Source organism: Pedobacter folensis (genome assembly GCF_056490665.1).
On sequence record NZ_JBWJIF010000001.1, the window covers coordinates 32,926 to 45,582 of the forward strand.

The following is a 12,657-nucleotide window of genomic DNA, read 5'->3' on the forward strand; positions in this document are numbered from 1 at the left end:
ACTAACTATATTCAGTATTTTTGACCAACTATCCCAACAACATAATGAAGAAAATTTTAATAGGTACCTGCCTTTCTGCATATTGTTTATTCGCATTCAGTTTTTCGGCAAATGCACAGTATGCATTAAAGGATGCCGATAAACAGTATGAGCTGTTTAACTTCAGCAAGGCAATAGATTTATACGAACAAGCCTATAAAAAGAAACAAACCTTACATGCTGCAGAGCGTTTAGCAAATGCTTATGCACTTGTTTATAACTACAAGCAGGCCGAAAGCTGGTATGCTATTGCAGCTAAAATGCCAGGCAGTAGTCCGGAGAATATTTTGGGTTATGCCAAAGCTTTACAGGGCAATTCGAAATACAGTGAAGCAAAAGCCCAATACCTGAATTACATTGATAAAAAGAAAGGTGTATCAGAAAAGCAGCAGGCTGTTTGGCTTGCCTCTTGCGATTCGGCTTTGAAATGGATCAGAAACCCGAAGAAAATCGAACTGATCAATCAACAAGCTTTAAATAGTATACAGTCTGATTGGGGTGCTGTTAATTACCAGGGTGGAGTTGTATTCACTTCCGACAGATCAAACAGCAAGTTAAACACGCCCGAAAGCAAACCGTTTTTAAGATTCGACGGCTCAAAAGAACCCGATAAAAAAGTATATGGCTGGACGGGTAACGGATACCTGAAATTATACATCAAACCGTCGGCAAACGATAGTCTTCAGTTGTTTCCTATAAAAACAGGTACCAGGTATCACGTCGGTTCGGCAAGCTTTACAGCGGATGGAAAAACCATGTATTTTACGCTCACCCGCATTACCGATGAACTGGAACGCTTAAAAAAACAACCAACAACCGTTAACGTAGAAATTTTTAGCAGTACAAAAGGTGCAGATGGTATTTGGGGCGAACCCGTTTCATTTGCTTATAATAATGTAAACAGTTATTCTGTTGGCGATCCTTTTATCACTACGGATGGAGATAGCCTTTATTTCGTATCGAACATGCCAGGGGGACAGGGCGGTACTGATATTTATGTTTGCCTAAAAACAGATGCTGGTGCATGGGGCAAGCCCATTAACCTGAAAGAAGTAAATACCGAAGGCAACGAACGCAGTCCGGTTTTTGATGAAAAGGATAACTTTTATTTTTCCAGCGATGGTAGAGTTGGAATGGGCGGATTAGACGTTTACCAGGCTTTAAGAGAAAAGGGTAATATTGGCCAGATCGAAAATATGGGTTATCCTTTCAATTCTCCCCAGGATGATTTTGGCTTTAGTTTAAACGAAAAAGGTGGTATCGTTTACCTTTCTTCCAATCGTGAAGGTGGTTTAGGTAGCGATGATATTTATGCTATTGATCAGAAAATGATCCTGGCTTTTAAATTAGAAGGCAGGGTATTTGATAAAAACAGCAACCAGCCAATTGCAGGTGCATTGGTAACCTTGGCAAAAGTAAACGGTGCTGTATTAAAAACTGAAACGGATGAGAATGGCGGGTATCGATTTAATTTAGCCAAAGAATCTGAATACAATGTTACGGGAGAGAAAACAAACTACAGGTCTGATGTAGAAAACCTGGCAACGATTGGCTTAACAACTTCAAGCGTACTGACGCAAAACCTGTATTTAGAAGCTGTTGTAATTAACAAAGCAATTAAGCTGGAAAATATCTATTACGATTTCGATAAATGGAACATCCGCCCGGATGCTGCAGTAGAGCTGGATAAACTGGTTAAAATTATGACTGATAACCCAACCATCTGGATCGAATTAGGTTCACATACCGATAGCAGGGGCAAGGATGCTTACAACCTAAGCCTATCACAAAAAAGGGCTGAATCGGCTGTAGCATATATCATTTCGAGGGGCATCGATAAAAACCGCATTACCGCACAGGGATACGGCGAAACACAGTTGTTAAACAAATGCAGCAACGGAGTAGAATGTAGCGAAGAAGCACACCAGTTAAACAGAAGAACAGAATTCAAAATCGTAAAACAATAAGCACAATTAAGATTTACAATATATTTTAATTTTTTAGTAGATGCCTCTGATGAAAATCGGGGGCATTTTTTATTCCCAGTGTTGGCGACCAACAAGCCTTTCTTCATCATATAAGAAATATAAGCGCATATAAGCTTATATTTTCTTCCATGCCTTATATGGTTAATTGGCCTAAAATTTTATCCATTAATTGATACATATCGACTTGTCTAACTATAATAGAAGATCCTATAAATAATAAAGTCATTAACCAGATATCAGATCAGTTCCGTGTCTCCGTGGCAGAAAAAAGCTTAATTATAACCGTTATTTTTTGGCTAAAATTGTTAGTATTTTGTTTAAAACTAATTCAGTTTAATTTTTTATAAAACTAAAAATATTAGTATTTTTGATCTCAATCATCCCTATAATACGAGAATGGATAAAGAAAGGCAGATTATTCATATGGATCAGGATGCATTTTTTGTGTCGGTAGAAATCAGAAAAAATCCTAAGTTGTCGGGCAAACCCGTAATTATCGGTGGCGGTGGCGACAGGGGTGTGGTCGCTTCCTGCAGCTACGAGGCACGCCAGTACGGCATCCATTCTGCAATGCCCGGCAGGACGGCAAAATTGCTGTGCCCTCAGGCTATATTTTTAAAAGGCGATATGGAAGAATATTCCAAAGCTTCACACGAGATTACCGAGGTTATTGCCGATAAAGTTCCCCTTTTCGAAAAAGCCAGTATCGACGAACATTATATCGATATGACGGGTATGGACCGCTTTTTTGGCTGTATGAAATTTGCATCAGAACTGAGGCAGACCATTATCAGGGAAATGGGTTTGCCAATTTCCTTTGGTTTATCGATCAATAAAACCGTCGCCAAAATAGCCACGAACGAATCTAAGCCAAGTGGTGAGATGCAGGTTACCTTCCCCCAGTTGCGGCCCTTTCTCGATCCTTTGGCTATCCACAAAATTCCGGGTATTGGTCATGCTACCTATAAAAAACTGAGCGAAATGGGTGTTCGCGAAATCCTTACGCTTACGCAGATCCCGCAACAGCTCATGTTCAAAATACTGGGGCAGCATGGCCTGAGTTTATGGCAAAAAGCAAATGGGATCGATCTTTCGCCCGTGGTGCCTTACCGCGAAAGAAAATCAATCGGTACACAGGCCACTTTCGAAAGTGATACCATGGATATGGCCAAACTAAAAGCCATTATCACAGGGATGGTTACCGGCTTAACCTTCCAGCTGCGTAACCAGAAAAAACTAACCGCTTGTATTACCGTAACTGTACGTTATACCAATTTCGAAACCGTTACCCAGCAGGAACGCATTCCTTATACCTCGCTCGATTCATTTCTGATCAGTAAGGCACACAGCCTCTTCGAGAAAGTATATGCCAAACGGATGCTGCTTCGGCTGGTAGGCGTAAAACTTTCGCATTTGGTAAGCGGTTATGAGCAAATTGGCTTATATAATGTCGCAGAGGAAGAGTATAGTCTTTACCAGGCCATGGATAAAGTACGCAATCATTATGGTGCCGAAGCGGTGGTAAAAGCCTGTATTGTTACACAACCGCCCCGCGATGAAACAGGAAAAGTAATCAAGTACAATCCCCGCAAAAAGAAAATACTGATCAAAAATCAGGATAAAGAAACAGAAGAACAACCAGAAGTAAAGAAACGCTCAAAAATCAGAAGTTTTATGAGTGAAAAAGGAACAATAGGGACTAAATCTTATGATTAGCGATGTTTTTAAATGTGCATTCTTCTTATAGCCTGAAATATGGTACACTGAACATCGAGCAGTTGATTGCCACTGCCCGGAATTTGGGTATCCATCAAATGGTACTCACCGATATCAATAATTCAACCGGTGCGGTAGAGTTTATCCGCGAGTGTTATAAACAGGGCATTGCCAAAGAGGCCGACGAGATCCATAAAGGCAATATTCCCTATCAGATCAAACCGGTAGCAGGGATCGAGTTTCGGGTCGATCATAAATTGTTGTATGTAGGCATTGCTAAGAATAAAGAGGGAATGCGCGAGCTGAATGAGTTTTTAAGCCACCATAACATCAACCATATTCCCTTGCCGCAAATTCCGCCTGAAATGGAAAATGTGTATATCATTTATCCCTTTCAAAAATCGTTTAACACTGTACTAAAAGCTAATGAATTTATAGGCATCCGTGCCAAACAGCTCAACCTTTTATATAAACATCCACTTTTAAAACAAAAGGAAAAACTGCTGGTTTGGCATCCTGTTACCATAAGTGATAAGATCACCTACCGTTTGCACCAATACCTTAGGGCAATTGAACTCAATACACTTTTAAGTAAGGTACCCGATGAACAGAAATGTGATCCAGATGAATTCCTGATTCCGGAAGTGGAATTAACCCAGCAATTTGAACAGTACCCTTTCATTGTTCAGAATACCCAGCGTTTGTTGAACAGTTGCGATTTAAGTGTTTATTTTGAGGATGGCCCTGCACCTGTTTCTAAAAACAAGTTCTTTTATACCGGGGATTTTGAAGGAGATAAAAAAATGCTTCGGGAGCTGGCCGAAGGAGGACTCAGGTACCGTTATGGCGAAAATAATACAGAAGCCATTAAGCGTTTGGAAAAAGAACTGCGCATCATCGAACTTAAAAATTTCTGTGCCTATTTCCTCATCACCTATGATATTGTACGGTATGCGATGACCGAATGCGGTTTCTACCATGTTGGCCGTGGCTCGGGTGCCAACAGTATTGTAGCCTATTGTTTGCGCATTACCGATGTAGATCCGATTGATCTCGACCTGTATTTCGAACGTTTCCTGCACGAAAAACGGACCAGCCCGCCAGATTTTGATATCGATTTCTCCTGGGATGAAAGGGAGGTGATACAACGGTATATCTTTGAACGCTATCCTAAATGGCACGTTGCTTTTTTGGGTACCATGAGTACTTTTAAAGACCGGGCAATTATTAGGGAAATCGGTAAGGTTTTGGGTTTGCCCAAAGGGGAAATAGATAGTTTTACCGATCCCACCAAAGAACGCGAAAACTTACTCAATGCCACTTACCAAAAGTTATTGGCGGTGTATCAATACATGAAGGGGATGCCCAACCAGCGCTCTATCCATGCCGGGGGGATATTAATTTCCGAAGAGCCGATTACCTATTATACCGCATTGGATATGCCGCCAAAAGGTTTTCCAACCGTGCAATGGGATATGTACGAAGCCGAAGCCATTGGTTACGAAAAATTCGATATTTTAAGTCAGCGGGGTATCGGGCACATCCGCGAAGCTGTGCAGCTCATTAAGAAAAATAAAGGTAAGGAGATCGATATCCACGATTTTAAGACTTTTAAACAAGATCAGAAATTGAATGGCATTCTTAAAGAGGGGCAGCCCATCGGTTGTTTTTATATCGAATCGCCAGCCATGCGGCAATTGCTCAAAAAACTGAAATGTGATAATTACCTTACCCTGGTGGCTGCCAGTTCTATTATCCGTCCGGGGGTGGCCAGCTCAGGCATGATGAAAGCCTATATCGAACGCTATCATGCACCCGAAAAAGTAGTTTACCTCTGCGAAGTGATGAAACAGCGGCTTAGCGAAACTTATGGGGTAATGGTTTACCAGGAAGATGTAATCAAAGTATGCCATTATTTTGCAGGCCTTGATCTGGCCGATGCCGATGTCCTCCGTAAAGCCATGAGTGGAAAATACCGTTCGAAACTGGCTTTTGATGAATTGGTAAATAAATTTTTTGCCTCAGCCAGAAAGGAAGGCCATTCAGAAGAACTCATTACCGAAGTTTGGCGACAGATATCCTCTTTTGCCGGCTACAGCTTTTCTAAAGCCCATTCTGCTTCTTTTGCGGTAGAAAGTTATCAGAGTTTATACCTCAAAACCTATTACCCCATGGAATTTATGGTCGCCGTACTGAATAACTATGGTGGCTTTTACAGTCGATGGGTTTATGTGCATGAGTTACAAAAAACCGGGGCACGCGTGCATTTGCCTTGTGTGAACCACAGTGATGACGTAGTGAATATAAAAGGCGAAGATGCTTACCTGGGTTTTATTGCTGTTCAGGGTTTAGAAGAAAAAAACATCAAAATTATTCCTGCAGAACGTCATGCAAATGGTTTGTATATCGATCTCGAAGATTTTGTAAAACGGACCTGTATCTCATTAGAACAGGCTATTATTTTAATTCGGCTGGGTGCTTTACGATTTACCGGAAAAGATCGGAAAACCCTGCTTTGGGATGTACACAACTACCTTGGCTTTAAGCAGAAGAAAGTGAACCATGCCGAACTTTTTAAGCTGAGTTATAAAACTTACCAGCTGCCGGAACTGGCTGATTCGGAACTGGAAAATGCTTATACAGAGTTAGAGTTATTGGGTTATCCGCTTAATTACGATATGTTCGATTTTTTGAAAACGCCTTACCGTGGCGATACCATGGCCGCTGATATGCATAAACATTTGGGTAAAACGGTAAGGATGGTAGGGAACTATGTCTGCGAAAAAACGGTACACACTATTAAAAATACCAAAATGTGGTTCGGTACTTTTTTAGATGTCAACGGCGATTTTTTCGATACCACCCATTTTCCCAATACCACACCCATGTATCCTTTTAAAGGAAAGGGCTGTTACCTGATTTTGGGCAAGGTGGTTGAAGATTTTGGTTTTCAAAGTATAGAGGTTTTAAAATTTGCCAAATTGGATATTCAAATGAACCCGGTAGCAATTGATTAAAATAAATTGATATGGATTTAAAATTGAAAAAAGACAGGTATTCAATAGTTGTTCACCCTCACCAAGAAGCTATTAATGATGTTAAAGTTTTGAAAGATATACTCTGGTTTAAAATTGGCTGGTATAACAGTAGAAATTCTGAGGCGCACATCACGATTATGATGTTTTGGGCAGACCAATATGAGTTGGAATGTTGCAAAAAGCGCATTGAGAAAATTTGTCGCTCACAAAGGCCGAAAGAAGTAATTTTTGATTCTTTAAGTGTATCAAAATTTAGCCATGCTGTTGTTTTACTTCCCAATGATTCATCCAAACCATACTTAAATGATCTTTTGAAAATCTTTCGAAAGGGACTTAAAACTAATTATGCTGTAAATGGGGCTAACGCGCATATATCAATAGGACGTGAACTGAGCTCGGCTCAAATTGATCAGGCAGCGCATTTGTATGGCAACATCAACTTAGAATTTAACTGTGATACAATTGCCATTCGTAAATTTGATAAAGTTAAACAACAATTTGTGGTAATTAATGAGTTTAAATTGTTGGGTAGCCCTTTAAATCATCATCAATATTCTTTGTTATAACTAGTTTATTTTGGTCATGAGCCGATTAATCTTGTTAATCTGCTCATGATTTGGCTTGTTTTTGAGCCGATTAATGCTTTTTTATAAGATCGTCATTCCCAACTTGATTGGGAATCTAAAGTTTATTGCATTAAGATTAGCTTCGCTGAGCACTGCGTGGTTCCCGCCTGCGCGGGAATGACGATCAATTATAGTTTGCGCTTGTTTCTAACGAGTATATCAGTAGCCTAGCGATTTAATCGTTTACTTGTTAAAACATAATTTTTATATTTAAACCATGATCCACTTTAAAGCAGAGATAGAACGTTTCGAAACCATGGGCGAAAAAACCGGCTGGAGTTATGTGTTTATTCCGTCAGCTTTGGCTAATGAAATTAAGCCCGATTGTAAAAGGAGTTTCAGGGTAAAAGGAAAGATAGATCAGCTGGAGATTAATGGAATGGCAACCATCCCAATGGGAGAGGGCGATTTTATTATTGCCCTGAAAGGCGAAGTCCGTAAACAATTAAGAAAAGAAGCTGGAGCAAGCGTCGAACTTTATTTAGAAGAAGATAAAGATTTTAAGATTGAAATGCCTGAGGATCTGGAAATCTGCTTGTCAGAAGAGGAACATTTAATCCGAAACTTTCTAAAACAGCCTAAATCGCATCAAAACTATTACATCAACTGGATCAACCAGGCTAAAACCGAGCCCACACGCACCAAACGGATCGTAATGACGGTTAAAGCAATGGATAAAGGACAGGATTTTGGCGCAATGATCAGAGAATCGCAAGGTAAGGCTTAGTTTAAGTCTGTAGTCCTCAGTCCTTAGTCATGAGTCTGGGAGATTGGTTAATAGCAAAATAGCCAGTCATACAGGCCGATGAGATTTGTTAATCAGCAATATGGAATCAAATTATAACGATGGACTATTAACTATATGCCATGGACTAAAGACTCTAGACTCCCGACTTCGGACTCCCAACTTCGGACTTCGGACTCCCAATTTCAGCCTTCCGACTATAATTTCTAAACCAGCTCCACACCTTCATTTGTATTACACCTAAAAAAGCTTCCCTGAAAATTCGGGTGCTCATTTTTGATGTGCCTTCGGTACGGTCGGTGAAGATGATTGGAACTTCGACCACTTTGAAGCCAAATTTAATGGCAGTAAATTTCATTTCGATCTGAAAGGCATAACCAACAAATTTGATTTTATTTAATGGAATGGTTTCCAGCACAATTTTGCGGTAACATTTAAAGCCGGCAGTCGCATCCTGAATGTTGATCCGGGTAATCATGCGCACATACATTGAAGCAAAATACGACATTAAAACCCTGCCCATTGGCCAGTTTACCACATTTACGCCCTTAACATACCTGGAACCAATGGCTACATCTGCGCCATTTACACAAGCTTCGCGTAAGCGCGATAAGTCATCAGGATTGTGCGAGAAATCGGCATCCATTTCGAAAATGTAGGCATAATCGTGTTGTAAGGCCCAGTTAAAGCCGTAAATATAAGCCGTACCCAAACCTTGTTTACCCGCACGTTCTTCAATAAATAAATGCCCTTCGTATTCGTCTTGTAGTGATTTTACAATTTCAGCAGTTCCATCCGGAGAACCATCATCAATAATTAAAACATGAAAAGGCTGTGTTAAAGAAAAAACCTTTCTAATGATTTTTTCGATGTTTTCCTTCTCGTTGTAGGTGGGAATGATGACTAAACTATCTGACACGTTTGTTGTGGTTTTTAATAATGTAAGCTTCTTGTGTTTATATGATGTGCTACAATTGCTTTTAAACTGCGAAAGTAAATATTTAATGTGAAACCTTTATGAATTTTCATTAATAACCCGCGATTCAGCTCTTATTTTATTCGTAATTTTTAGGGTATGGTCAGTATGAGCGTAGTCTAAGACTTTAGCCCAGGATTTCCCGCTGATTTTGCAGATCAGCGCAGAATAGCTTTCAAGATACAGGACCACTGTTCCTAAACCCGATCGGCGTGTAAAGCCCGCAGACCCGAAGTATGAGGGCGAGGACTTGGAACAAAGAGCGGGGCGGCAGGCTTCCAAGAACCACTGCCCGTTCCTTTTCAAATCTTGTTGAATACGCTCGCTTTTTTTATATCTTTTTTACCCTTACCTCACCTCCTGCATTAACTTTTTAACCAGCTGCGAAAAGAGAATCAGTGCCAAACCTGCAATTAGTGAATATAAAGCCAATGTTTTATAACCTTCGGTATAGGCCATTAATTTAGCCGATAACGATGCATCATCAATACTCGACATTTCTGCACCGAGTTTTCCGGCAGCCAATTGGCCAAAGGCACTTGATAAAAACCAAAGCCCCATCATCATTCCGAACATTTTCTTTGGCGAAAGTTTAGTAATGATCGACATGCCTATTGGTCCCAAACAAAGTTCGCCTAACGTTAATAATAAATAGGCTAAGGTAAATACATTTAACGAGCTAATGCCCTGTACATTGGCGAAGAACCTGGTGGCGTAAAAAACATAAAAACTTAAGGCCAATAAAAGGAAGCCGATCCCGAATTTTACCACGGTATTGGGTTCAATTTTGCGTTTGTATAAGCCCAGCCATAAAATACCCACAATCGGACTAAAAACAATCACAAAAAACGAGTTAGCGCTGTTGTTCACCACATTCGGATCGATATTGAAAAAGAGGATTTTATGGTCCAGATTGTCCTTCGCAAATAACGATAGTGAACCACCACTCTGCTCGGATATGGCCATGAAAATGAAATAACAGAAGATAAAAACGAAAGCTGCCAATAGTTTATATTGTGCTTTTTGATCTTTTATCTTAAACGTTTCATACAGGAAATAAACCAAAGCAATAATGCCTATGGTGTACATGAAATAATCGGTAAAGGCTGTGTTTCTTACCATGATATAAATCAGTGGGATACACAAAATAGAACCTACATAAACAGCTATTTCCAAAAATTGCTGTTTAGATTTTTTAAGGTGCAGTAAAGGCGAATTCCCAATCGGGCCTAAATGTTTTTTGGTGAAAATGAATGTACCTAAACCAAACATCATTACCAGCGCTGCAGAGAGGAAACACAAATGCCAGTTGTAATATTTACCGAGATAAATACACATGGCACCACCCAACAAGCCGCCAACATTGATACCGGCATAAAAAAGTCCATAACCGGCATCTCTGCGATTATCTTTCTCATGGTATAATTCGCCCACCATTGATGAAACATTGGGTTTGAAAAAACCTGTTCCAATAATAGATAAGGTAATTCCTACATAAAATAAATCATGAGGGGAGAAGGCCAGGATTAAGTTCCCGATAATCATTAAAGCCCCGCCCCAAAAGAGCGATTTTCTGAACCCTAAAATTTTATCGGCAAAAATACCACCTATAAAAGTAAAGGCATAAACAAAGGCTTGTATCGCACCATACTGCAGGTTCGATTTTTGATCGCTCAAACCCAGTTGTTCGACCATAAAGAAGGCCAGTACCCCACGCATGCCGTAAAAACAGAAACGTTCCCACATTTCTACCAACGATAAATGCCAGAGTTGTTTCGGGTATTTACCTTCAAAATTCTGAATATCTTCTATTGAAACTGTTTTTTCCATTAAATAGGTTTAAAAATTAAAAGCCCGACGGAGATCGGGCTTTAGGTTAAAGGATGTTATAAGTTTAGTCAAGAATATCCTGATGCATCATTTTTTGTAATTTCTTGGTAATTGCAAATAAAATCAAAGATGCAATTCCGGCCATCACCACAAACATCATGAAAAACTCGTATAACGAATTAATCTGGATGCCTACGATCGACTGATATTCGAAAGGAATTTTTAAGTCTTTTAATTTGGCCAGTTCTGCCGCGGTTGGCGTCACCGTTTTAGATAAAATGGGCTGTAAGTTAATGCCAGCTCCGGCAGCTTGTTTAATTTCGGCTACACCCGGAGGGTATAAACCACTTAAAATACCAGCAAACTTATTGGCTGCTGCGTTGGCTAAAAACCAAACAGCCATTAATAGTGAACCGAATTTTAAGGGTGCCAGTTTGTTTACCAAAGATAAACCGATTGGAGATAAACAAAGTTCTCCGCAGGTATGTAAAGCATACATACCAATTAACCACATCATGCTCACTTTAATGGATGAAGACACGTCTTTTACCCCAAAAGCAATCCACAGGTAACCAAGGGCCAGTAACAATAAACCAATAGCCATTTTAGTTGGCGATGAAGGTTCTTTTTTACCTAGCTTAATCCATAACCAGGCAAATAAAGGAGCAAAGGCTACTACAAATATCGAGTTTAAGGAGGCAAAGATACTTGCCGGTACTTTTAAGAAACCTAAATCCCGCTGGGTTTGCTCTTCTGCAAAGAAAGTTAAAGAGGCACCTGCCTGTTCGAAGGCACTCCAGAAAAATATAACGAAAAAGGCAACGATGAAAATTACACCAATCCGCTGTTTTTCAATTTTACTTAATGATTTATCAGAGAAAATAACAAAGGCAATAAATAATACCGATGCGATTAATAAGTAAGTTAAAAAGCTGAATACTTTTGCATCGATGTAAAATAATCCGATCATTAAAGCCGAAAATGCAGCTAAGCCAAAACCAATTACGGCAGGGTTTAATGTACTTTTTGGTGCACCAGCCGGGATTGTTCCCAATTCTTTTCCATCAGGTGCAATTACATATTTCTTCTGATACATGATTTGCACCAAAACACCTAATAACATCGCTATACCGCCAGCTAAGAATGCCCATTTAAAATCCAAAGGATTTCCGGTATCGCCTAAAAAGCCACACACAATAGGACCTAAAGCACCACCCACGTTTATACCCATGTAAAAAATAGTATAAGCAGCGTCACTTCTTTTATCGCCTTTCGGATACAACTGTCCAACCAATGAGGAAATATTTGGTTTGAAAAAACCGTTTCCGGCAATCATAAAGCCAAGTCCGGTAAAAAACAAAAAGGTGGATAGTTGTTCATTACTTTGGTATAACATGGCACAGAAAAACAGGATAAATTCTCCCAGCGCCATCATTAATCCGCCTGTTATAATCGATTTTTTATTTCCCCAGAAACGATCGGCTACATAGCCGCCGATTAGTGGTGTTAAATAAACCAATCCGGTGTAACTACCATAAAGGTTAGAAGCGAATGCTTTATCAAATAATAAGGCCTTTGTCATAAATAAAACAAGGATTGCCCTCATTCCATAGTAGTTGAAACGCTCCCACATTTCTGTGGCAAATAACACGTATAACCCCTTTGGATGACCTTTAGATTGATTTGGTGTTGATGTCAT

The 12,657-nt window shown here is 39.8% G+C and carries 8 protein-coding genes; 5 read left to right on the forward strand and 3 right to left on the reverse strand.

Features of this window, described 5'->3' with window-relative positions:
* Window positions 1–44: 44 nt before the first annotated feature.
* From AC04QZ_RS00035 to AC04QZ_RS00055, 5 genes are all read left to right on the forward strand, one after another.
* Window positions 45–2,006, forward strand: coding sequence for an OmpA family protein (locus AC04QZ_RS00035; RefSeq protein WP_478356023.1), 1,962 nt, complete (start codon window positions 45–47; stop codon window positions 2,004–2,006).
* Between the two features lie 417 nt (window positions 2,007–2,423).
* Window positions 2,424–3,743, forward strand: a complete 1,320-nt coding sequence (dinB, locus tag AC04QZ_RS00040; RefSeq protein ID WP_478356025.1) for a DNA polymerase IV — start codon at window positions 2,424–2,426, stop codon at window positions 3,741–3,743.
* 2 nt (window positions 3,744–3,745) lie between these two features.
* A complete protein-coding gene (locus AC04QZ_RS00045; protein WP_478356027.1) occupies window positions 3,746–6,760 on the forward strand; it encodes a DNA polymerase III subunit alpha in 3,015 nt (1,004 codons plus the stop codon).
* 11 nt (window positions 6,761–6,771) lie between these two features.
* Window positions 6,772–7,347 (forward strand): 2'-5' RNA ligase family protein, encoded by a 576-nt coding sequence (locus AC04QZ_RS00050; protein ID WP_086545775.1) that lies wholly within the window; start codon window positions 6,772–6,774, stop codon window positions 7,345–7,347.
* 277 nt (window positions 7,348–7,624) lie between these two features.
* Entirely contained in the window at window positions 7,625–8,134 is a 510-nt protein-coding gene (locus AC04QZ_RS00055) for a YdeI/OmpD-associated family protein (RefSeq protein WP_478356029.1), read from the forward strand.
* Between the two features lie 154 nt (window positions 8,135–8,288).
* On the opposite strand, the gene AC04QZ_RS00060 is transcribed toward AC04QZ_RS00055, so the two are convergent.
* The 3 genes from AC04QZ_RS00060 to AC04QZ_RS00070 form a co-directional block, all read right to left on the reverse strand.
* Entirely contained in the window at window positions 8,289–9,071 is a 783-nt protein-coding gene (locus AC04QZ_RS00060; RefSeq protein ID WP_478356031.1) for a polyprenol monophosphomannose synthase, read from the reverse strand.
* Window positions 9,072–9,476: 405 nt separating this feature from the next.
* Window positions 9,477–10,958 carry a peptide MFS transporter gene (locus AC04QZ_RS00065; RefSeq protein ID WP_478356033.1) on the reverse strand — a complete coding sequence of 494 codons (1,482 nt, stop codon included), beginning with the start codon at window positions 10,956–10,958 and terminating at the stop codon, window positions 9,477–9,479.
* 64 nt (window positions 10,959–11,022) lie between these two features.
* Entirely contained in the window at window positions 11,023–12,657 is a 1,635-nt protein-coding gene (locus AC04QZ_RS00070) for a peptide MFS transporter (RefSeq protein ID WP_086545779.1), read from the reverse strand.

Excerpts from the sequence above, each read along its gene's own strand:
- AC04QZ_RS00035 (WP_478356023.1), top strand. The coding sequence starts at position 45 with ATGAAGAAAATTTTAATAGGTACCTGCCTTTCTGCATATTGTTTATTC.
- AC04QZ_RS00070 (WP_086545779.1), bottom strand. The coding sequence starts at position 12,657 with ATGACATCAACACCAAATCAATCTAAAGGTCATCCAAAGGGGTTATAC.
- dinB (WP_478356025.1), top strand. The coding sequence starts at position 2,424 with ATGGATAAAGAAAGGCAGATTATTCATATGGATCAGGATGCATTTTTT.
- AC04QZ_RS00050 (WP_086545775.1), top strand. The coding sequence starts at position 6,772 with ATGGATTTAAAATTGAAAAAAGACAGGTATTCAATAGTTGTTCACCCT.
- AC04QZ_RS00045 (WP_478356027.1), top strand. The coding sequence starts at position 3,746 with ATGTTTTTAAATGTGCATTCTTCTTATAGCCTGAAATATGGTACACTG.
- AC04QZ_RS00055 (WP_478356029.1), top strand. The coding sequence starts at position 7,625 with ATGATCCACTTTAAAGCAGAGATAGAACGTTTCGAAACCATGGGCGAA.
- AC04QZ_RS00065 (WP_478356033.1), bottom strand. The coding sequence starts at position 10,958 with ATGGAAAAAACAGTTTCAATAGAAGATATTCAGAATTTTGAAGGTAAA.